The following is a 20,126-nucleotide window of genomic DNA, read 5'->3' on the forward strand; positions in this document are numbered from 1 at the left end:
CCCATGGTCGCCATCCCGCCGGCCGGAGTCAACGCGATCACGGCAGATGTCGCGGAGCTTTGCGGCTTTTCCACAAGATATTGCGAGCAGATCAACTCAATAGGGTGAGCAATCATAGTCGAGATACTCCGTCCCGTCCGTGCGTTCGACACCGGAGGGGATTTCAATGCAATCGTAACGCGGGGTCGGCCGCAAGGGCGGGCCGCGCCCCCTGCCGCAATCCAGCTGGCCCAGCTGCACTGCCTGGTCCCCCAGCACACCGCGCACCTCGCACCCGCTGGCAAAGGCCATGGCCACCGCCGCGCGGCCCGCAATCGGACCCAGGCGCGGGGCATATTGCGGGTTCAGCCGGACAGATTCCGCCAATTCGCCGCGCACACGCACATCAAAGACACTGCCCGCGACGGCAATACGAGTCGGCGCGATCCCCGCGAAATGCGGCGACGGCGCGGAACAGGCCATCACGCCCAGCAAAAGACACAGGAAAACGATCCTCATCCACGGACCATGCACCTGATCAGGTTAACAGGGCGTGCACGAAACCGGGCCCTGCCCTGTTGCACCAGCACAAATGCGGTCATATGATTTGACCAATTCAGCAAGATTGGCCCATGCCCTTTCAGAAAGTCCTTCCCGAAAAGATCTCGACGGCCATTGTCCGGCAGATCGAGCTGTTGATCCTGCGGGGCATCCTGAGGCCCGGCGAACGGCTGCCCTCGGAACGGGACCTGGCCGAACGGCTGGGCGTCTCGCGCCCCAGCCTGCGCGACGCCGTGGCCGAGCTGCAGGAACAGGGCCTGCTGACCGCCCGCCCCGGATCGGGGATCTTTGTGGCGGATGTGCTAGGGTCGGCCTTTTCGCCGGCGCTTGTCCGCCTGATGGGCAGTCATGACGCCGCCATGTCGGATTACCTGTCGTTCCGGCGCGACATGGAAGGGCTGGCCGCCGAACGCGCGGCACGGCTGGGTTCGGACAGCGATCTCAAGGTCATAGAGACGATCTTGTCCAAGATGGAACAGGCCCACAAGACCGGCTCGGCCCGCGAGGAATCTGGGCTGGACGCGCAGTTTCACATGAGCATCATCGAAGCCGGCCACAATGTGGTCATGCTGCACATGATGCGGTCGATGTATGATCTGCTGCAGCAGGGGGTGTTTTACAACCGCCAGGCGGTCTTTGCCCAGGCCGAGGCGCGCGAGGCGCTTCTGGACCAGCACCGTGCGATTGCGCGGGCTCTGATCGCGCGCGACGGGGCGGCAGCGCGGCGCGCGGTCGAGACCCACCTGGATTACGTCGAGGCCGCCCTGACCGACCGGCGTCGCGCCGAGGCCAACGAGGAAATCGCCCGCCAGCGGCTGGATCACGAGACGAAATCGCCCTGAACCGGGTCAAACCATTGATGTCGTGATGACCCGGCGCACAAAATGGCATTGGACCGACCCCCGCCACGGCGGCACTCTGGGCGCATGACCTATGATCTCTTTCTTGGCGACCGCATGTATTCCAGCTGGTCCCTTCGGGGCTGGCTGAGCTGCGCGGCATTCAATCTGCCCGTCCGCACGAATTTTGTCGGGCTCTACAGCGGCACGATGGCCGCCGACCTGGCCCCACTGGCGCCGGCCCGGCTGGTGCCCGTTCTGCGCACGCCCGACGGCTGTGTCATCGGCGAAAGCCTGGCGATTGCCGAGACGCTGGCAGAGCGGCACCCCGAGGCCGGGCTCTGGCCCGACACGCCGGCGCAAAGGGCTACGGCACGTTGGCTCTGCGCCGAGATGGTGGCCGGTTTCGCGGCCCTGCGAGGCGATTGCCCGATGCAATTCCAACGCATTTACAAGGACTTCTCGCCATCCGACGCGGTTCGGGCAGACCTGAACCGGATCGAGGTGCTCTGGGCCCATGGCCGGGCGATCTCGGGTGCCGATGAAGGTTGGCTGTTCGGGCGATATTCGCTGGCAGACGTGTTTTACACGCCCGTGGCCGCGCGGATCATCGGTTATGACCTGCCGGTTGGCGCCGGGGCGCGGGCCTATTGCCAAGCCTTGCTGAACACCGATCCCGTCCGGGAATGGCGACAAATGGCGCAAGAGGTGACCTACGACCCCGAGCCCTATCCGCAGGATCTGCCCAGCGAGGCCTGGCCGATCGGGTGACGCCGGCGCGAAAGTGCTAATGGAAATGCCCGTGCACCGCTGCGCCTTAACGATTTGGAAACCAAGATGACGCTAGCCATGGTTCGGTCTGACCGGAACCGGAGGTGTCATGGTCGCAAAAACCTACACGGTCGCTTTCGAAGGAGTCCGGGCCCGGCTGGTCGAGGTGCAATGCGCCATCACCGCCGGTTTGCCGGCGTTTTCCGTGGTGGGGCTGCCGGACAAGGCGGTGTCGGAGGCACGCGACCGGGTGCGCAGCGCCCTGTCGACCATGTCGGTGGCGCTGCCGTCCAAGCGGATCACGGTCAACTTGTCGCCGGCGGACCTGCCCAAGGAGGGCTCGCATTTCGACCTGCCCATCGCCATGGCGCTGTTGTCAGCGCTTGAGATCCTGCCGGGCGAGGCCGTCGAAGCCGTTGTGGCGCTTGGAGAATTGTCGCTGGACGGCACGCTGGTGCCGGTGGTCGGAGCGTTGCCGGCGGCCATGGCGGCGGCCGAGGATGACCGCCAGCTGATCTGCCCCGCGGCCTCGGGAGCGGAAGCGGCTTGGGTCGGGGCGGCGCAGGTGCTGGGGGCGGGCACGTTGTCGGACGTGGTGCGGCATTTCACCGGCCAGGCGCCGATCGACGTAGCCCGACCGGGCGAGGCGCTGGCCGGGGCTCCGGCGCCGGATCTCTGTGACGTCAAGGGCCAGGAACGGGCCAAGCGGGCGCTGGAGATCGCGGCGGCGGGGCGGCATCACGTGATCTTCGTTGGCACGCCGGGATCGGGAAAGTCCATGTTGGCCAAGCGCTTGCCCGGCATCCTGCCACCGCTGACACCGGTCGAGGCGCTGGAGACCTCGATGATCCAGTCGCTCTGCGGCCTGCTGGACGAGGGCGGGATCAGCCGGGCCCGACCCTATCGCGACCCGCATCACACGGCGACCCCGGCGGCGATCATCGGCGGCGGGAGGCGGGCGAGGCCGGGCGAGATCTCGCTGGCGCACAACGGGGTGCTGTTCCTGGACGAATTGCCGGAATTCCCGCGCTCGGTTCTGGAAACCCTGCGCCAGCCGATCGAGACGGGCGAGGTCATGGTGGCGCGGGCCAATGCCCATGTGACCTATCCTTGCCGGTTCATGCTGGTGGCGGCGGCCAACCCCTGTCGCTGCGGTTACTTGCCGGATGCGGCGCGGGCCTGTGCGCGGGTGCCCATCTGTGGCGAGGAATACCTGGGCAAGATCTCGGGGCCTTTGATGGACCGGTTCGACCTGCGGATCGAGGTGCCGCCGGTGGATTTCACCGATCTGACAATGGCTTCGGGGGGTGAAGGCTCCCCGGTCGTTGCCGCCCGTGTCGCGGCGGCCCGGCAGGTGCAGGCGGCGCGGTTCGAGGGCATGGCAGGGCTGCGGCAGAATGCCGACATGTCCGGGGACCTGCTGGCCGAACTGGCCACACCGGATGCCGAGGGGCAGGAGCTGTTGCGCCGGATGGCCGAACGGGTCGGCCTGTCGGCGCGGGGATATCACCGGGTGCTGCGCGTGGCGCGCACCATTGCCGACCTGGACGGATCAGCCGCGGTGCGCCGCCCCCACGTGGCCGAAGCCCTGGGGCTGCGGCTGACCGGTGCCGTGGGCGGCTGAGGCGGTCAGCCCTTGCGGGCTTCGATGGCCTCCCAGACCTTGCCCGCCACGTTGATGCCGTCAAAGCGTTCCAGTTCCTGGATGCCGGTGGGCGACGTCACGTTGATTTCGGTCAGGTATTGGCCGATCACGTCGATGCCCACGAAGATCTGGCCCTTTTCCTTCAGAAGGGGGCCGATGGCCGCGCAGATCTCGCGGTCGCGGTCCGTCAGCTCGACCTTTTCGGGGCGGCCGCCCACATGCATGTTGGACCTGGTCTCGCCCTTGGCCGGAACGCGGTTGATCGCCCCGACACATTCGCCATCGACCAGGATCACGCGTTTGTCGCCGGCGCTGACGTCGGGCAGGAATTTCTGCACGATCAGCGGTTCGCGGGAAAAGCCGGTGAAGAGTTCGAAGAGCGAGGACAGGTTGCCATCGTCGCGCGACAGCTTGAACACCCCGGCCCCGCCATTGCCGTAGAGCGGCTTGAGGATGATGTCGCCATGCTTCTCGCGGAAGGCCCGGATCGTGTCGATATTGCGCGCGATGGCCGTCGGCGGGGTCAGCTGCGGGAAGGTCAGGACCAGCAGCTTTTCCGGGTAGTTGCGCACCCAGAACGGGTCATTGGCCACCAGCGTGCTGTCGGGCAGCAAGTCGAGCAGATGGGTCGAGGTGATGTAATGCATGTCAAAGGGCGGATCCTGGCGCAGCCAGACCACGTCGAATTCACCCAGGTCCACCTTGCGCTTCTCGCCCAGGATCGCCGGTGTGCCGGCCACCCGCTGCACCTGCATGTCCTGGCCAATGGCCGTCACCCGGCCTTCTTCAAAGGCCAGGTCGTCGGGAGCGTAATAGAACAGCGCATGGCCCCGTGCCTGGGCCTCTTCCGCGAGGCGGAAGGTGCTGTCGGCATTGATGTCGACCCCGGTGATCGGGTCCATCTGAAAGGCGATCTTCATCGGTGCGTCACTCCCCTTGGACCCGCCTTACATGGCGCAGGGCGCCGGCGGGATCAATGGGAGGCGCGCGCTCAGGCCGCGCCGAAGGCGTTTTCGACGATCTTGTGACGCCCCTGTGCATCGACCAGTGCCACGTCGAACCGCATCTCGGTCAGCAATCCGCGCGGTTCGCCGCCCAGGAATTCCTCGGCCGACTGGCACAGCCGCGCCATCTGGCGTGGGCCCAACCGCTGGGCCGCGGTGTCGAAATCCCGGCTTTTCTTGACCTCGATGAAGATCAGCGCGTCGCCATCCCGCGCGATCAGGTCGATTTCGCCGCCCTTGCCCCGCCAGCGCCGCCGCGCCACCGGAAAGCCCCGCCGTTCGTAATCGCGGGCGATGCTGTCTTCGGCGGAAAGGCCCGCATGATATTCGATCCGTCCCCGGCTGCGCCTGTCCATCGCCAATCCTTTGTCAGTCCTTTTCCATCTTCAGCGCCGCCTGGTAGACCTGCCGGCGAGGCAGGCCATGGGCCCGCGACACCAGGTCGGCGGCATCACGGATTGTCATCGTCTGCAGGGCGTCGCGCAGGTCCTGTTCTAGGTCAGCGGCGTTAAGGGAAGGTTGACGGGCACGGTCGACAACCAGGACGATTTCGCCCTTAACCGGTTTTTCCGCGATCTCCTCGGCAAGTTGACCCAGGCCACCACGGCGGATTTCCTCGAATTTCTTGGTCAGTTCACGGGCCAGGGCGGACGGGCGGTCGGGGCCCAGGACCTCGGCGGCATCGGCCAGGGTCTGGGCAATGCGCTTGGGGGATTCGTAGAAAACCAGCGTGCCGGGTATCTCGCGCAATTCGGCCAGGCGGTTGCGCCGGGCGGTGCGGGCCGAGGGCAGGAAACCATCGAAAAAGAAGGCATCCGTCGGCAGGCCGGCCAGGGTCAGGGCGGTCAGCACCGCCGAAGGTCCGGGCGCCGAGGTGACCAGGTGGCCGGCCTCGGCCGCGGCCCGGCTCAGCCCATAGCCCGGATCGGCGATCAGGGGCATGCCGGCCTCGGAGGCATAGGCAACCGATTGCCCGCCGGCCAGGGCCTGCATCAGCCGCTCGCGGGCGCCGGCGCCGCTGTGGTCGTGGTAGCTGAGGACGGTGCGCCCGTTCAGGGGCACGCCGTGGATCTCCATCAGGTGGCGCAGCGACCGGGTATCCTCGGCCGCCAGCACATCGGCCGAGGCCAGCACGTCGAGCGCCCGCAAGGTGATGTCGCGGGCGGTGCCGATCGGGGTTCCGACGAAATGCAGGCCGGGTGCCAGCGGGGTGCTGCGGAAATTCAACGCTAGACCCTCCTTCAGGGATCTCTATTATTTCAGGGGCAACACGGCGGCGGCGCGTCGCCCGGAACAGTTGGAGTGTCCTTTGTCCATGCTTGCCTTTTTCGCCCCCGCCCGCAAGGCGGTGCTCCGGGGGGCGGCCGTTGTCGCGGCCCTCGCCCTGGCCGCCTGTGAGCCCGGTCCGATCGGCGGCGGCCCGACCGTCAACACCTCCGGTCCCGTGACCGTGGCGCTACTTGTGCCGAAATCCTCGTCGACGCAAGGCGATGGCGTGCTGTCGGCCAGCCTGGAAAACGCCGCCCGCCTGGCCATTGCCGACCTGCAGGGCGCCCAGATCGACCTGCGGGTCTATGACACGGCCGGCAGCGCGACGACCGCCGCGGCCATGGCCCAGCAGGCGGCCAATGACGGGGCCAAGATCATCCTGGGCCCGCTGCGCGCCGAGGCGGCCAATGCCGCCGGGCTGGCCGTGGCCAGCCAGGGCATCAACGTGCTGTCCTTCTCCAACAACACCCAGATCGCCGGGGGCAATGTCTTTGTCCTGGGCAACACCTTCGAGAACACGGCCAACCGCCTGGCCAGGTATGCCGCGCGCCAGGGCAAGCGCCGGGTCGTTGTCGTGCACAGCTCGGACGTGCCGGGCCAGCTGGGGCGCAATGCCATCCAGCAGGCCTTTTCCGGCACGGCGGCCGAGGTCGTGGCCTCGGTGCCCTATGACCTGTCGCAGCAAAGCGTGATCGACAGCGTGCCCCAGATCACCTCGGCCATTTCGAGCAACGCGGCCGACACGCTGTTCCTGACCTCGACGACGGCCGGCGCGCTGCCGCTCTATTCCCAGCTGCTGCCCGAAGCCGGCGCGGCCCCGGGTACGGTGCAATACATGGGCCTGGCCCGCTGGGACGTGCCGGCCCAGACCCTGACCCTGCCGGGCGTCCAGGGCGGCTGGTTCGCCCTGCCCGATCCGGGCACCTCGCAACAGTTCAGCCAGCGCTATGCCGCGGCCTATGGCGGCCCGCCGCACCCGATCGCCGGGCTGGGCTATGACGGCATCGCGGCCATCGGCGCCCTGCTGTCCTCGGGCAAGCGTGACGCGCTCAGCGCCCAGTCGCTGACCCAGGGCGCGGGTTTCCAGGGTGTCTATGGCGCCTTCCGCTTCCTGCCCAACGGCAGCAACGAACGGGCCCTGGCCGTGGCGACGATCAGCAACAACCAGATGTCCATCATCGATCCCGCGCCCAGCGGTTTCGGCGGCCTCGGCCTCTGAGCCCCGGGCCTCGCCTGAACTCCCGCCGCCGGGCCCGGCCCGGCGGCCCCACCTTCAACCGACGGCCCCCTCCATGCCCGACGACACGACGCGCACCGCCCCGGCCCCGGCCTCCCTGCCCCGCGACAGCGGGGTGCTGCCCGGCCGGCCGCGCCCGGAAGGGCCGCTGATCTGCGCCCCGGCCGAGATCTTCGACACCGAAACCATCTTTGCCCGGATCGACGAGATGGGCACGGGCAAGCCCGATCCGCAGGCCCTGCGCAACGGTGTCGTCGAGATCCTGCGCGATGCCACGACGACCGGCCGTGCCGCCATCGAAACGGCCTTTGCCGCAGATCCCTTTGCCGCCCGGCCGCTGACCCGGTCCTATACCTACCTCACCGACGGGCTGATCGCGGCCACGTTCCACGCCGCGACGACCTACCTGCATCCGCTGCCCAATCCCACGGCCACCGAACGCATGGCCGTCGTGGCCGTCGGCGGCTATGGCCGGGGCGAAATGGCCCCGTTCTCGGATGTCGACCTGCTGTTCCTGACGCCCTACAAGATCACCGCCTGGGCCGAGAGCGTCATCGAATCGATGCTCTACATGCTGTGGGATCTCAAGCTGAAGGTCGGCCACGCCAGCCGGACCATCAAGGATTGCATCCGGCTGGGCCGTGAGGATTTCACGATCCGCACGACCTTCCTGGAACATCGCTTCCTGACCGGGGACACCGACCTGGCCGGGGAACTGGCCGACAAGCTGCACAGCGACCTGTTCTCGGGTGGCAGCCGCGACTTCATCGAGGCCAAGCTGGAAGAACGGGCCAAGCGCCACCAGCGCCAGGGCGCGCGCTACATGGTCGAGCCCAACGTCAAGGAAGGCAAGGGCGGGCTGCGCGACCTGCAATCGCTGTTCTGGATCGCCAAGTACCTGCACGGCGTGCAGAACGCCGCCGAACTGGTGCCCCTGGGTGTCTTCCGCCCCGAGGAATTCGAAAGCTTTGCCGCCGCGGAATCCTTTCTCTGGGCCGTGCGCTCGCACCTGCACCTGCTGGCCGGCCGCCCCAACGAGAAACTGACCTTCGACATGCAGGTCGAGGTGGCCAGCCGGCTGGGCTATACCGACAAGGCCGGGCGCCGGGCGGTCGAGGTCTTCATGCAGGATTACTTCCGCCATGCCACGCGGGTCGGCGACCTGACCCGGATCTTCCTGACCAAGCTCGAAGCCACCCACACCCGGTCCGGCCCGCTGCTGGAACGGCTGCTGCGCCGGCGCCCGCGGGTGCGGCCGGGCTACAAGATCGAATTTAACCGGCTGGGCATCGAGAACGACAAGGCCTTCCTGGCCGACAAGCTGAACCTGCTGCGGCTGTTCGAGGAAGGGCTGCGCACCGATCTGCTCATCCATCCCGACGCCATGCGGCTGGTTGCGGCCAACCTGCACCTGATCGACGACGAGATGCGCAACGACGACGAGGCGGCGCAGCTTTTCATCGGCATGCTGCTGAACCACGGCAATCCCGAACGCGCCCTGCGCCGGATGAACGAGCTGGGCGTGCTGGCGGCCTTCCTGCCCGAGTTCGAACCGATCGTCGCGATGATGCAGTTCAACATGTATCATTCCTATACCGTCGACGAACACACCATCCAGTGCATCGGCCAGCTGGCCCGGCTGGAACGCGGCGAGCTGGAAGACGACCTGCCCGTGTCGTCGCGGGCGATCCACAACGGCATCAACCGCAAGGTCATGTACATCGCCCTGCTGCTGCATGACATCGGCAAGGGCCGGCCCGAGGATCATTCGATCCTGGGCGCCGAGATCGCCCACGTGGTCTGCCGCAGGCTGGGCCTGACGCTGGAAGAATGCGAAACCGTGGAATGGCTGGTGCGCAGCCACCTGCTGATGTCGGACATGGCCCAGAAACGCGACATCGCCGATCCGCGCACGGTGTCCGATTTCGCCTCAGCCGTGGAAACCAAGAAACGGCTGGACCTGCTGCTGATCCTGACGGTCTGCGACATCCGAGGCGTGGGCCCAGACATCTGGAACAACTGGAAGGCCTCGCTGATCCGCGCGCTCTATCGCCAGACCGCCCGGTCGCTGGATTCCGGCACCGACCAGGTCACCCGCGAGACCCGCGAGGCCGAGGCCATCGCCGGGCTGCGGGCCGAGCTGCACGACTGGCCCGCCCGCCAGCTCGAAGCCGAGATCGACCGCCATTACCCGCCCTACTGGCAGGGCCTGCACATCACGGCCCACGTGGTCTTTGCCCGGCTCATGCGCGAACTGGTCAGCAGCGGCGATCCGGCCGAGATCCGCATCGACCTGCATCCCGAGGAAGACATGGACGTCACCCGGGCCTGCTTTGCCATGGTCGACCACCCGGGGATCTTCGCCCGGCTGGCCGGGGCGCTGGCGCTGGTCGGGGCCAATATCTGCGACGCGCGGACCTATACGACCAAGGACGGCTACGTCACGGCGACCTTCTGGATCCAGGACCACGACGGCAATCCCTACGAGGTCTCGCGCCTGCCGCGCCTGACCCAGATGATCCACCGCACGCTCAAAGGCGAGGTCGTGGCCCGCGAGGCGCTGAAATCGCGCGACAAGATCAAGCCGCGCGAACAGGCGTTCAAGGTGCCGACCAAGGTCATCTTCGACAACGACGGCTCGGACATCTACACGATCATCGAGGTCGATACCCGCGACCGGCCCGGCCTGCTCTACGACCTGGCCCGTTCGCTGGCCGAGGCCAATATCTATATCGCCTCGGCGGTGGTCGCGACCTATGGCGAACAGGCCGTGGACACGTTCTATGTCAAGGACATGTTCGGGCTGAAATACCACACGCCGTCCAAGCAGAAGCGCCTGGAGGAACGGCTGATCAAGGCCGTGGCCGACGGCGCCGAACGCGCCCAGCGGTGAGCGCCCGATGAAACCGATCCGGCTGATGTCCGGCTTCCTGACCGTGGGTGGCTGGACGCTGATGAGCCGCGTGCTGGGCTTTGTCCGCGACGCGATGATCCTGGCGTTCCTGGGCACGGGGCCGCTCTACCAGGCCTATGTCGTGGCCTTCCGCCTGCCCAACATGTTCCGCCGGTTCTTCGCCGAGGGCGCCTTCAACATGGCCTTCGTGCCGATGTTCTCGAAGAAGCTGGAAGGCGATGGCCAGGACGAGGCGCGGGCCTTTGCCGAAGACGCCCTGGCCGGGCTGGCCTCGGTGCTGATCGTGCTGACGCTGCTGGCGCAGCTGGCCATGCCCTGGCTGATCCTCGGGCTGGCCTCGGGTTTTGCCGGCCAGCCGCAATTCTTGCTGGCGGTAGATTTCGGGCGGATCGCCTTTCCCTACATCCTGTTCATCTCGCTGGCCGCGCTGCTGTCGGGCGTGCTGAACGCAACCGGCCGTTTCGCGGCGGCGGCGGCGGCCCCGGTACTGCTGAACCTGCTGCTGATCGCAGCAATGGTCGCGGCGCGGGTGGTCGGTGGCGACGTGGCCCGGGCGCTGATCTGGGCGATCCCCGTGGCCGGTGTGGGCCAGCTGGCGCTGGTCTGGATCGCGGCCTCGCGCGCGGGCTTCGCCCTGCGGCTGCGCCGGCCCCGGCTGACGCCTGAGCTGAAGCGGCTGGTGCGGATCGCCGTGCCCGCCGCCCTGGCGGGCGGGGTGGTGCAGGTCAACCTTCTGGTCGGCCAGCAGGTGGCGTCGTATTTCGACACGGCGGTCAGCTGGCTCTTTGCGGCCGACCGGCTCTACCAGCTGCCGCTGGGCGTGGTGGGCATTGCCATCGGCGTGGTGCTGCTGCCCGACCTGTCGCGCCGGCTGGCGGCCGATGACATGGCCGGCTCGCGCGATGCGCTCAGCCGGGCGGCCGAGATCTCGCTGGCGCTGACCATTCCCTGCGCGGTGGCGCTGGTCGTGATCCCGCTGCCGCTGGTCTCGGTGCTGTTCGAACGGGGGGCCACGACGGCGGTCGACAGCGCGGGCATCGCCCGGGCGGTGGCGATCTACGGGCTCGGCCTGCCGGCCTTTGTCCTGCAAAAGATCTACCAGCCGCTGTTTTTCGCCCGCGAGGACACCCGCTCGCCCTTCCGCTATGCGCTCTGGGCCATGGCCGTGAACGCGGTGATCGCCGTCGGCGGGGCATTCCTGATCGGCTGGACGGCCCCGGCCTGGGCCACGACGCTGGCCGGCTGGGCCATGGTGGTCCTGCTGGTGCGCGGCGCCCGGCCGATGGGCGAGGTCGCGCGGTTCGATGCCCGGTTCCACCGGCGGATCTGGCGCATCGTCCTGGCATCGCTGATCATGGGCGCGATCTGCTGGGCCCTGGCCCTGGCCCTCGGCACCGCGCTGAGCACGCCTGGTCTGCGCTACCTGGCCCTGCTCGGCCTGGTCCTGGCCGGCATGGTCAGCTATTTCGCCACCGCCCACGTGATCGGTGCGCTCAGGCTATCCGAATTCAAACGGGCGTTCCGACGCGGTTGACCAGCCGCAAACGGATAGCGAGCGCCGGGTATTTAAGACCAAGAAGAAGACAGGGGCGCGTCCTGCTGCTTCTTCTTGGTCTTAAATACCCGACCGCTCGGCCAACGCCCGTGGCCAGTTCAGGCAAAGAGCCGCAGGTAGACGCTCTCGGGCAAAAGTCGGGACAGGCGGAAGACCCAGCTGAAGCCGGTCGGGAAATTGCGGGCAAAGCGCCGGCGGGTCATGTGACGGGCGATGATCGCGGCGGCCTTGTCTGGATCCATCAGGAAGGGCATGGCAAAATCGTTGCGCGCCGTCAGCCGGGTGCGGATGAAGCCCGGGTTGACCAGTTGGACGTCGACCCCGGACCGGTGCAGGTCGGCATGCAGGCATTCGGCCAGGGCCATCACCCCGGCCTTGGACGCGGCATAACCGATGGCCCCCGGCAGGCCGCGAAAGCCCGACAGAGAGCCGGTGATCACGATATGGCCGGCATCGCGCCCAACCATCTGGGGCACGACCTGGCCCAGGACCCGGACCAGGCCGGTGAAGTTCACGTCGGCCATGGCCACCGCCTCGTCGGCCTGCCATCCCTGCGAGGCCATCGGCCAGTAGACCCCGGCCAGGTAGACCATGCCATCGACCCGGCCGACCTGGCGGGCGGCGGCCTGCACGCTGGCCTCGTCGGTCACGTCCATCACCACGGTCTCGGCCCCGCCGGGCAGCGTGGCGGCCAGGTCGTCGAGCCGGTCGGCCGAACGGGCCGACAGCACCAGGTGCACGCCCTGCCCGGTCAGTTCGCGGGCCAGCGCCGCGCCCAGGCCTTCGCTGGCGCCGATCAGCCAGTAGCGCCTGCCGTCCAGCTGTCTCATGCGGCCTCGGCCCCCCGACCCGCCGCCGGGGCTGGCGCCGGGCGCATCGTGGCCACCAGCTCGGCCACGGTCACGCCGAACTTGCGGAACTGGCTGCGGTTCACGATGGTGCCGTCCGGGGTGAGATACATCCAGTCCACCGCGCCCAGCACATGCCCGCCCGACGCGGCCGGCAGGCGGATGCGATAGCGCAAGGCCAGCGCCGGGCCGCGGAACCAGCCCTGGCCCGCACCGACGACATCCTCGGCCCGCGCCTCGATCCGGCCGTCGCCTAGCAGGGTCAGACGCCATTCGCGGTCGCGGCTCGACCCGTCGTCATAGCGGAAATGTTCGCGCAGCACGCCCCGGTTGCCGTCCCAGCGGGCCTCCATGTCGGCGGTGAACCGCGACACCACCCGGCCCGTCGGGCCATAGACCACGCCGTCGCAGATCAGCGGCCCGTCCAGGTGGCGGCGCGGATCGAGCGCCGGGCCAGCCGCGGCGTAATCGGCCGGGCGCTGCGCCGCAAAGGACGCCAGACCCCGGCGCAGGGCCAGCAGGGCCAGCACGATCACCGCCCCGAGCATCACCAAGAGGATATCCAGCATCATCCGTCCTCCTTTCCGTTTCCCGATCTGTTTCCCGTCATCCCCGCGACACCTCGCCTTCGGGCGGCGCGGGGCGCAGGCGATAGCCGGCCTTCTTCCACCACAGCCGCAGGGCCTGCCAATGGATCAGCGCCAGCACCCGACGCGAGCCCAGTGGCCGGCGCAGCACCGCGCGCAGGATCGACCCGTTGCCCAGGGCCCGGCGATGGCCGGTCAGCGTGGCGATCAGCCCGCCGTCCTGCTGGCTGTAGTCGATCCAGATGCCCAGCCGGTCCGGCCGGATGTCGAAGCGGAAGACATAGCCGCCTTCGACGGGCTGGAACGGGCTGACATGAAAGATCTTGCTGGCCTGCAGCCGGTCGGACGGGGTGATCGGGGTCAGGCAGGGCTTGTGGCACAGGTAGGAATGGCGGTCGCCGAAGGTATTGGTCACCTCGGCGATCACGGCCAGCAGCCCGCCGCAGGCATCCTCGCACAGCCAGAAGCTCACCGGGTTGAACACATGGCCCAGCACGCGCGGCTGGGTCAGCAGCAGGATGCGCGCGGGTTGCGGCAGATCATGGGCGGTCAGCACCTCGCGGACCCAGGGCGCACCGCGCCCGTTGCCCGGCGCGCCACCATGGTCACGATCATGCACGGCAAAGAGGTTGGCCCGGTTGCGCGAGAACAGCGCCGGGCCGGTCAACTCGGCCTCGGCATCGAAGAGCAGGTAATCGACGCCATAGCGGAAGGCATTGCGCACCGCGCCCTTGCGGCCATGGAAAGTCTGGCCGGCGATATGGTCCACCCCGCTCATTCCGCGGCCACCTGGTGCAAGGGCCGGGCCGCCATGGCCGACACGACATCGGCCGCGCTGGCCAGGCCGTCTTCGTGAAAGCCGTTCTTCATCCAGGCCCCGCAGAACCAGGTGTTGAACGTGCCGTTGCGCGCGCGGATCTCTTCCTGGGCGACGAGGGCGTCGGCATCATAGACCGGATGGCGCATGGTGACCTGGTCGTGGATCAGCTCGTCGCGGATCGGCCGGCGCGAATTGAGCGTGACGAACAGCGGATCGTCGTCCGGGATCGGTTGCAGCGAGTTCATCCAGTAGGTCAGGTCGATCACGTCCGACGGCGCCCGACGATCCTCGGAATAGACCCAGCTGGACCAGACCCGCCGCCGGCGGGGCATCATCGCCGGATCGGCATGCAGGGTGACCTGGTTGGGCTGGTAGCGGATGCGCGCCAGCGCGGCCCGTTCAAAGGGGCTGGCATCGGCCAACAGGGACAGGCTGTCGTCGGAATGGGTGGCCAGCACGACATCGTCGAAATGCTCGGCCTCGCCGCCCGCCGGGGTGATCGTCACGCCCAGCCCGTCGCGGCGGATCGCCCGCACCGGGCAACCGGTGCGAATCTCGACCCCGCGCCGGCGCAGGGTGCTTTCCAGCCGCGAGACATATTGCACCGACCCGCCGCGCACGGTGTACCATTGATGCTGGCCCCGGTGGCTGAGCAGGTGGTGATTGCGGAAGAACCGGATCATGGCCATGGCCGGGAAATCCAGCACCTGCCGCTTCGGCATCGACCAGATCGCCCCGGAGAAGGGCAGCAGGTAATAGTCGCGGAACCACGGGCCGGTGCCCAGGGAGGCCAACAGGTCGCGCACGGTCATGTCAGGCCCGGTGATCGCGGCCTCGGCCCCGGCGTTGAACCGAAAGATGTCGCGGATCATGCGCAGGAACCTGGGATCACCGGCACGCGCCCGCTGGGCGAACAGCGCATTGATGCCCGACAGCGCATATTCCAGCGCGCCACCGTCGATCGACACGCCAAAGCTCATGTTGCTGGGCGCCACCGGCACGTCCAGCTGGTCGAAAAGCGTGGTGAGCCGGGGGTAATTGACCTGGTTGAACACGATGAAGCCCATGTCGACGGGCTGGTCGCCGCGCTTGCCGGCCATGACCGTGCGGGCATGCCCGCCCAGCCGGGGCGCGGCTTCGAACAGGGTGACAAGGTGGGTATCGGACAGCATCTGCGCCGCACCCAGCCCCGAAATCCCCCCGCCGATCACCGCGATCCTGCGCGGCAGGGCGCTGCGTTGTTCAAATGGCATCTGCGTCTCCGGTTTTGCATTCGAAAGGTCTACGCACGAGAGGGCCATTTGGATGAAAAAGAGAAAAATTTCGTGTCGCGGTGATCCGCCCCGGCCCGGGGACCGTAATGCTGGACATGGAGATGCTGGTTGATCCCTCCCGTTCCGACGGCGTAAGCCATGAGGCAATCGTGGCTCATGGGCCCGGCCCGAGGATCGGACGCGTGCAGATGAAGACCAAGCCCGATGGAGGCTGTCCCTGGATCGATCACGTCGCCCGGATCCGCGCCGGCGACCAGGTGGCCTTTGGCGCGCTGTTTCGCCATTTCGCCCCGCGGGTGAAAGGGTTCCTGGTCAAGTCGGGCGCCGATGCGGCCCAGGCCGAGGAAATCACCCAGGAGGTCATGGCCACGGTCTGGCACAAGGCCCATCTCTTTGATCCGGCCCGGGCCTCGGTGGCCACCTGGATCTTTACGGTCGCGCGCAACCGGCGCATCGACATGCTGCGCCGCCAGCGCCGGCCCGAGCCCGAAGACCTGCCCTGGGGGCCCGAGGCCGAACCGGACCAGGCCGAGGTCATGGGGCTGCAACAGGAAAGCGCCCAGCTGCGCACGGCGCTGCAGGACCTGCCCGAAACCCAGCGCGAGCTGATCGAACGGGCCTATTTCGGCGACATGAGCCACCGCGAGATCGCCGCGCAAACGGGTCTGCCGCTGGGCACGATCAAGTCGAGGATACGCCTGGCGCTGGATCGTCTGCGCCATGCCATGAAGTGAAACCGATGACCCAAGAGATCAGACATCACCTGACAGATGCGATCCTGATGGCCTATTCGGCCGGATCGCTGAACGAGGCCTTCAGCCTGATGGTCGCCAGCCACGTATCGCTGTGCGACGAATGCCGGGCGCGGCTGGCCGCCTTCGACGCCCTGGGCGGCGCGCTGCTGGACGAGCCGCCCTCGGGCGTGGCCCTGGCCGAGGACAGCTATGCCGCCACCCTGGCCCGCATCGCGGCCCGCCCGCCAGAGCCTTCCCCGGAGGCTGCCCCCGCACCGCGCCGAACACCCGGCGTCCTGCCCGGCCCTCTGCAGGATTACGTCGGCGGCGATCTCGACCAGATCCGATGGCGACCGGTCGGCATGGGCGTGCGCCAGGCCATCCTCAGGACGGCCCCAGGGGCCACCGCCCGGTTGCTCTTCATCCCGGCCGGCGCGGCCATGCCCGATCACGGCCACCGGGGCACCGAGATGACAATGGTCCTGCAGGGCGCCTTTTCCGATGAGGACGATCACTTTGCCCGCGGCGACGTGGAAATCGCCGACGAACACCTGCACCACACGCCGGTGGCCGATATCTCCGAGGATTGCATCTGCCTGGCGGTGACCGACGCGCCCCTGCGCTTCAATTCCCTGCTGCCACGCCTGGTCCAGCCCTTCCTGCGGATCTGACCCGCCCCTGCCCATTGCCGCGCAGGCGTCGAGGACAAGGCCGGATGTTTAAGAAGAGAAAGAAGCAGCAGGCCTGCCCTGCCCCGTCAGCCGTCGCGCGCGCGGGCAGGCAAGACTGCATTCCTGCTTCTTTCTCTTTCCAAGTATTCCCGGGGGAGTCCTCCAACGGAGGACGGGGGCAGCGCCCCCGATCGGCACGCGCTTTCCACCCGGGAAATGACGTCGAATGCCTCGCCCCTTTAGGCTTCAGCGGCCCAAGGTGTCCTGCCGATGGTCCGGTGCGGTCCTGGGCTCAGGCCCCGGGCGCGGGAGCCGGACGGGGGGTGTCCTCGTCGCCCTCGGCATCGAATTCGAACCGGTCCAGCCGCTGGGCGCGCCGCCCGGCCTTTTCGGCGCTGACCCGGATCTCGGCCACGTCGCGGGCGGCCTGGGTGAAATGGCGGTCCAGGTTCGACACCCGTTCGCCCAGCCGTTCGACATCGCGATGCAGCAGCGACAGCTCCGTGCGGATCGCCCCGGCCTGTTCGCGCATCCTGGCGTCCTTGAGGATGGCCCGCATGGTGTTCAGCGTGGCCATGCAGGTCGTGGGCGACACGATCCAGACCCGGGCCTCGAAGCCTTCGCGCACGACATCGGCGAAATTGGCATGCAGCTCGGCATAGACCGCTTCGGAGGGCAGGAACATCAACGCGCCGTCGGCCGTTTCGCCTTCGATGATGTAGCGCTCGGCAATGGCCCGGATATGCACGCGCAGGGCCTGGCGCAGGGCCTGGCCGGCCCGGTGGCGATCGGCATCGGTCTCTGCCGCGCGCAGGGCTTCGTAGGCCTCCAAGGGGAACTTGCTGTCGATCACGATCGGCCCGGGCGGCTGGGGAAGGCGGATGAGGCAATCGGCCCGCCGGCCGTTGGGCAGCGTGGCCTGCATCTGGTAGCCGTCGCGGGGCAGTGCCCGGGACACGATCTCGTGCAGCTGGATCTCGCCGAAGGCCCCGCGGGTCTGCTTGTTGGACAGGATGTCCTGCAGCGACAGCACGTCGCCCGACAGCCGGGTGATGTTGTCCTGGGCCTTGTCGATGGCCCGCAGACGTTCCTGCAGCTGGGTCAGCGAGGTTGTCGTGGCCTTGGACTGGCCATGCAAAGTGTCGGTCATGCGCTCCTGCATCTCGGCCAGGGCGACCTGGGATTTCAGGGCGTTTTCGGCCAGCCGGTCGGCCATCTGCTGCTGCACCGTGGCCAGCCGGGCCTCGACGGTCTGGATCACGCGCAGCTGGGCATTGGCCTGGGTGTCCGACACCTGTTGCAAGCCCCCGCGCAGCTGGTCCTGGCCCTGGGCCATCTGTTGCAGCGACTGGCCCAGCCAGGCCATCTGCGCCGCCACCGGCTCGGCCGCGCGGGCCGCCCGGCCCGAGGCGCGGATGGAGGTGACCAGCAGGGCCAGCAGCAGCAGGACCAGCGCCGCAGCGCCGGCCAGCGCCCAGAGGCGCGGATCATCCAGCGGCAGCGGCTGGCCGGCGAGCTGGATCATGTGCGGCCGAACAGCCGTTCGATATCGGCCAGTTTCAGTTCGACATAGGTCGGCCGGCCGTGGTTGCACTGGCCGGAATGGGGCGTTGCCTCCATCTCGCGCAGCAGGGCATTCATCTCGTCGGCCTGCATCCGCCGGCCCGAGCGGACCGAGCCGTGGCAGGCCATGCGCGACAGGATGGCATCGATGCGCTCTTTCAGGGCCGCGCTTTCGCCGCTGTCGGTCAGCTCGTCGAGGATGTCACGCAGGAGGCCGGCGCCGTCGACCGTGCCCAGGATGGCCGGGGTCTCGCGGATGGCCACGGCGCCGCCGCCGAAGGGCTCGATGGCCAGGCCGAGCTCGTGCAGGGCCTCGGCATGGTCCAGGAGGCGGGCGCAATCGGCGGGCGAGAGCTCGACGATCTCGGGGATCAGCAGGGCCTGGGCGGTGATGCCCCGTTCGGCCGACTGGCGCTTGAGCTTTTCGTAGACCAGCCGTTCATGGGCGGCATGCTGGTCGACGATGACCATGCCGTCGGCGGTCTGGGCGATGATGTAATTCTCGTGGACCTGGCCGCGCGCCGCCCCCAGCGGGCGCGGCTCGGCCGCCCCTTGCGGGCCGGGCTCGCCATCTTCGCCGCCCTCCTCCGCGGGCAGAGGCGTGTCGACCACTGCCGCGCTCCAGGCCGACCGGGTTTCCGCAAAGCCCGGCTCGGGCAGGGGCGGAGCCGGCGGGATGGCACCCGTCCCCATGCGCCCGCCGCTCCAGCCGCCGGACGGCCGGTCCATCTGGTAGACCCGGGGCTGGCCACTGGCGGTCGGCTGTTCGGGGCGCATCGCGCCCAGCGTTGCGCCGGCCACGGTCGTCGAGGCCCGGTGCCCGGCCTCGGCCAGCGCATGGCGCAGGGCCGAGACGATCAGCCCGCGCACCAGCCCGGAGTCGCGGAACCGCACCTCGGACTTGGCCGGGTGCACGTTGACATCGACCAGATGCGGATCGCAATCGACGAAAAGCGCCGCCGCCGGGTGCCGGTCGCGCGACAGGAAATCGGCATAGGCCCCGCGCAGCGCCCCGATCAGCAGCTTGTCGCGCACCGGCCGGCCGTTGACGAAGAGGAACTGGGCCACCGCCGCGCCGCGCGAATAGGTCGGCAGCGCGGCATATCCGAAGAGCCGCACGCCTTCGCGCGTGGCATCCACCCGCAGGGCGTTTTCGGCAAATTCACGGCCCAGCACCTGGGCCAGCCGCCCGTGCAGCGCATCGAAGAGGTCGCCCGTCTCGGGATCGGCCCGGAAGGTCGTGCGCCCCTGGCCATCGCCCGACACGTCGCGCAGGGTGAACCCGACCGAAGGCTCGGCCATGGCCAGCCGCTTGATCGTGTCCGACACGGCCTGCATCTCGGACCGGTCGGTGCGCAGGAACTTCAGCCGCGCCGGGGTGGCGTAGAACAGGTCGCGCAGCTCGACCACCGTGCCGCCGCGCAGGGCCGCCGGCCGCACCGCGCCCATCTTGCCGCCCGACACCCGGATCTCGGCCGCCTCGTCGCCCGCCCGCGAGGTGATGGTCAGCCGGCCCACGGCGCCCAGCGACGGCAGCGCCTCGCCCCGGAAGCCGAAGGTATGGATGTTCAGCAGGTCGGTGCCGTCGATCTTTGACGTGGCATGGCGCGACAGGGCCAGCGGCAGATCCTCGCCGGCGATGCCACAGCCGTCATCGGTCACGCGGATCAGGGTCTTGCCCCCGTCGGCGATCTCGATCATGACGCGGGTCGCCCCGGCGTCGATGGCGTTTTCGACCAGCTCCTTGACGGCTGACGCCGGCCGTTCCACGACCTCGCCGGCGGCGATCCGGTTGATCGCTGCTTCATCCAGCTGCCGGATAACCGGTCGTGCATCGCCCATATTGCGGTCATGT

The 20,126-nt window shown here is 68.3% G+C and carries 18 protein-coding genes; 8 read left to right on the plus strand and 10 right to left on the minus strand.

What is annotated here, in order from left to right; all coding sequences use genetic code 11:
* Positions 1-96 precede the first annotated feature (96 nt).
* A complete protein-coding gene (locus ACK3BB_RS00085; protein ID WP_428926696.1) occupies positions 97-498 on the minus strand; it encodes a hypothetical protein in 402 nt (133 codons plus the stop codon).
* 113 nt (positions 499-611) lie between these two features.
* On the opposite strand from ACK3BB_RS00085, the gene ACK3BB_RS00090 reads away from it, so the two are divergent.
* The 3 genes from ACK3BB_RS00090 (at position 612) to ACK3BB_RS00100 (ending at position 3,774) form a co-directional block, all read left to right on the plus strand.
* The gene (locus ACK3BB_RS00090; protein ID WP_428926697.1) at positions 612-1,382 is read left to right on the plus strand and encodes an FCD domain-containing protein; all 771 of its coding nucleotides are present in this window, start codon (positions 612-614) and stop codon (positions 1,380-1,382) included.
* Positions 1,383-1,466: 84 nt separating this feature from the next.
* Positions 1,467-2,150 (plus strand): glutathione S-transferase, encoded by a 684-nt coding sequence (locus tag ACK3BB_RS00095; protein WP_428926698.1) that lies wholly within the window; start codon positions 1,467-1,469, stop codon positions 2,148-2,150.
* A 109-nt stretch (positions 2,151-2,259) separates the two neighbouring features.
* Positions 2,260-3,774 (plus strand): YifB family Mg chelatase-like AAA ATPase, encoded by a 1,515-nt coding sequence (locus tag ACK3BB_RS00100; protein WP_428926699.1) that lies wholly within the window; start codon positions 2,260-2,262, stop codon positions 3,772-3,774.
* Between the two features lie 5 nt (positions 3,775-3,779).
* On the opposite strand, the gene gshB is transcribed toward ACK3BB_RS00100, so the two are convergent.
* The 3 genes from gshB to rsmI all read right to left on the minus strand — a co-directional run bounded on the left by gshB (position 3,780) and on the right by rsmI (position 6,026).
* Complete coding sequence (gene gshB, locus ACK3BB_RS00105; protein ID WP_428926700.1) at positions 3,780-4,715, minus strand: glutathione synthase; 936 nt, start codon at positions 4,713-4,715, stop codon at positions 3,780-3,782.
* Between the two features lie 71 nt (positions 4,716-4,786).
* Positions 4,787-5,155 carry a YraN family protein gene (locus tag ACK3BB_RS00110; RefSeq protein ID WP_428926701.1) on the minus strand — a complete coding sequence of 123 codons (369 nt, stop codon included), beginning with the start codon at positions 5,153-5,155 and terminating at the stop codon, positions 4,787-4,789.
* A gap of 13 nt (positions 5,156-5,168) precedes the next feature.
* On the minus strand, positions 5,169-6,026 hold the full coding sequence (gene rsmI, locus ACK3BB_RS00115; protein ID WP_428926702.1) for a 16S rRNA (cytidine(1402)-2'-O)-methyltransferase: 858 nt from the start codon (positions 6,024-6,026) through the stop codon (positions 5,169-5,171).
* Positions 6,027-6,114: 88 nt separating this feature from the next.
* On the opposite strand from rsmI, the gene ACK3BB_RS00120 reads away from it, so the two are divergent.
* The 3 genes from ACK3BB_RS00120 (at position 6,115) to murJ (ending at position 11,753) form a co-directional block, all read left to right on the plus strand.
* The gene (locus ACK3BB_RS00120; protein WP_428926703.1) at positions 6,115-7,287 is read left to right on the plus strand and encodes a penicillin-binding protein activator; all 1,173 of its coding nucleotides are present in this window, start codon (positions 6,115-6,117) and stop codon (positions 7,285-7,287) included.
* A 73-nt stretch (positions 7,288-7,360) separates the two neighbouring features.
* Entirely contained in the window at positions 7,361-10,198 is a 2,838-nt protein-coding gene (locus ACK3BB_RS00125; protein WP_428926704.1) for a [protein-PII] uridylyltransferase, read from the plus strand.
* 7 nt (positions 10,199-10,205) lie between these two features.
* Positions 10,206-11,753: a murein biosynthesis integral membrane protein MurJ gene (gene murJ, locus ACK3BB_RS00130; RefSeq protein WP_428926705.1), complete on the plus strand. Its 1,548-nt coding sequence runs from the start codon at positions 10,206-10,208 to the stop codon at positions 11,751-11,753.
* Between the two features lie 119 nt (positions 11,754-11,872).
* Here the strand turns inward: murJ and ACK3BB_RS00135 are convergent, their stop codons facing one another.
* Genes ACK3BB_RS00135 through ACK3BB_RS00150 form a run of 4 tightly spaced genes read right to left on the minus strand, consistent with a single transcriptional unit; the run spans position 11,873 to position 15,282 of the window.
* A complete protein-coding gene (locus ACK3BB_RS00135; RefSeq protein ID WP_428926706.1) occupies positions 11,873-12,604 on the minus strand; it encodes an SDR family NAD(P)-dependent oxidoreductase in 732 nt (243 codons plus the stop codon).
* The gene (locus ACK3BB_RS00140; RefSeq protein WP_428926707.1) at positions 12,601-13,191 is read right to left on the minus strand and encodes a DUF3833 domain-containing protein; all 591 of its coding nucleotides are present in this window, start codon (positions 13,189-13,191) and stop codon (positions 12,601-12,603) included. Before ACK3BB_RS00140 ends, ACK3BB_RS00135 begins: the two co-directional genes overlap by 4 nt.
* Positions 13,192-13,228: 37 nt before the next feature.
* Positions 13,229-13,987: a DUF1365 domain-containing protein gene (locus ACK3BB_RS00145; RefSeq protein WP_428926708.1), complete on the minus strand. Its 759-nt coding sequence runs from the start codon at positions 13,985-13,987 to the stop codon at positions 13,229-13,231.
* The gene (locus ACK3BB_RS00150) at positions 13,984-15,282 is read right to left on the minus strand and encodes an NAD(P)/FAD-dependent oxidoreductase (protein WP_428926709.1); all 1,299 of its coding nucleotides are present in this window, start codon (positions 15,280-15,282) and stop codon (positions 13,984-13,986) included. The genes ACK3BB_RS00145 and ACK3BB_RS00150 overlap by 4 nt, the downstream gene beginning before the upstream one ends.
* A gap of 209 nt (positions 15,283-15,491) precedes the next feature.
* Here ACK3BB_RS00150 and ACK3BB_RS00155 point away from each other — a divergent pair, with 209 nt between their 5' ends.
* A complete protein-coding gene (locus ACK3BB_RS00155; protein ID WP_428928786.1) occupies positions 15,492-16,037 on the plus strand; it encodes a sigma-70 family RNA polymerase sigma factor in 546 nt (181 codons plus the stop codon).
* Positions 16,038-16,042: 5 nt separating this feature from the next.
* Positions 16,043-16,708: a ChrR family anti-sigma-E factor gene (locus ACK3BB_RS00160; protein ID WP_428926710.1), complete on the plus strand. Its 666-nt coding sequence runs from the start codon at positions 16,043-16,045 to the stop codon at positions 16,706-16,708.
* Positions 16,709-17,000: 292 nt separating this feature from the next.
* On the opposite strand, the gene ACK3BB_RS00165 is transcribed toward ACK3BB_RS00160, so the two are convergent.
* Together ACK3BB_RS00165 and mutL are read right to left on the minus strand one after the other, a co-directional pair.
* Entirely contained in the window at positions 17,001-18,233 is a 1,233-nt protein-coding gene (locus ACK3BB_RS00165) for a DNA recombination protein RmuC (RefSeq protein ID WP_428926711.1), read from the minus strand.
* Positions 18,230-20,113 (minus strand): DNA mismatch repair endonuclease MutL, encoded by a 1,884-nt coding sequence (gene mutL, locus ACK3BB_RS00170; RefSeq protein ID WP_428926712.1) that lies wholly within the window; start codon positions 20,111-20,113, stop codon positions 18,230-18,232. The genes ACK3BB_RS00165 and mutL overlap by 4 nt, the downstream gene beginning before the upstream one ends.
* Between the last annotated feature and the right edge of the window lie 13 nt (positions 20,114-20,126).

Source organism: Marinibacterium sp. SX1 (assembly GCF_050389775.1).
Taxonomy (GTDB): domain Bacteria; phylum Pseudomonadota; class Alphaproteobacteria; order Rhodobacterales; family Rhodobacteraceae; genus Marinibacterium.

What these genes read in the sequence shown, in the direction of transcription:
- ACK3BB_RS00155 (WP_428928786.1), top strand. Translation starts at nt 15,492, where the DNA reads ATGAAGACCAAGCCCGATGGAGGCTGTCCCTGGATCGATCACGTCGCC.
- mutL (WP_428926712.1), bottom strand. Translation starts at nt 20,113, where the DNA reads ATGGGCGATGCACGACCGGTTATCCGGCAGCTGGATGAAGCAGCGATC.
- ACK3BB_RS00110 (WP_428926701.1), bottom strand. Translation starts at nt 5,155, where the DNA reads ATGGACAGGCGCAGCCGGGGACGGATCGAATATCATGCGGGCCTTTCC.
- ACK3BB_RS00085 (WP_428926696.1), bottom strand. Translation starts at nt 498, where the DNA reads ATGAGGATCGTTTTCCTGTGTCTTTTGCTGGGCGTGATGGCCTGTTCC.
- murJ (WP_428926705.1), top strand. Translation starts at nt 10,206, where the DNA reads ATGAAACCGATCCGGCTGATGTCCGGCTTCCTGACCGTGGGTGGCTGG.
- ACK3BB_RS00120 (WP_428926703.1), top strand. Translation starts at nt 6,115, where the DNA reads ATGCTTGCCTTTTTCGCCCCCGCCCGCAAGGCGGTGCTCCGGGGGGCG.
- ACK3BB_RS00165 (WP_428926711.1), bottom strand. Translation starts at nt 18,233, where the DNA reads ATGATCCAGCTCGCCGGCCAGCCGCTGCCGCTGGATGATCCGCGCCTC.
- ACK3BB_RS00150 (WP_428926709.1), bottom strand. Translation starts at nt 15,282, where the DNA reads ATGCCATTTGAACAACGCAGCGCCCTGCCGCGCAGGATCGCGGTGATC.
- ACK3BB_RS00140 (WP_428926707.1), bottom strand. Translation starts at nt 13,191, where the DNA reads ATGCTGGATATCCTCTTGGTGATGCTCGGGGCGGTGATCGTGCTGGCC.
- gshB (WP_428926700.1), bottom strand. Translation starts at nt 4,715, where the DNA reads ATGAAGATCGCCTTTCAGATGGACCCGATCACCGGGGTCGACATCAAT.
- ACK3BB_RS00090 (WP_428926697.1), top strand. Translation starts at nt 612, where the DNA reads ATGCCCTTTCAGAAAGTCCTTCCCGAAAAGATCTCGACGGCCATTGTC.
- ACK3BB_RS00135 (WP_428926706.1), bottom strand. Translation starts at nt 12,604, where the DNA reads ATGAGACAGCTGGACGGCAGGCGCTACTGGCTGATCGGCGCCAGCGAA.
- ACK3BB_RS00160 (WP_428926710.1), top strand. Translation starts at nt 16,043, where the DNA reads ATGACCCAAGAGATCAGACATCACCTGACAGATGCGATCCTGATGGCC.
- ACK3BB_RS00100 (WP_428926699.1), top strand. Translation starts at nt 2,260, where the DNA reads ATGGTCGCAAAAACCTACACGGTCGCTTTCGAAGGAGTCCGGGCCCGG.
- ACK3BB_RS00145 (WP_428926708.1), bottom strand. Translation starts at nt 13,987, where the DNA reads ATGAGCGGGGTGGACCATATCGCCGGCCAGACTTTCCATGGCCGCAAG.
- ACK3BB_RS00125 (WP_428926704.1), top strand. Translation starts at nt 7,361, where the DNA reads ATGCCCGACGACACGACGCGCACCGCCCCGGCCCCGGCCTCCCTGCCC.
- ACK3BB_RS00095 (WP_428926698.1), top strand. Translation starts at nt 1,467, where the DNA reads ATGACCTATGATCTCTTTCTTGGCGACCGCATGTATTCCAGCTGGTCC.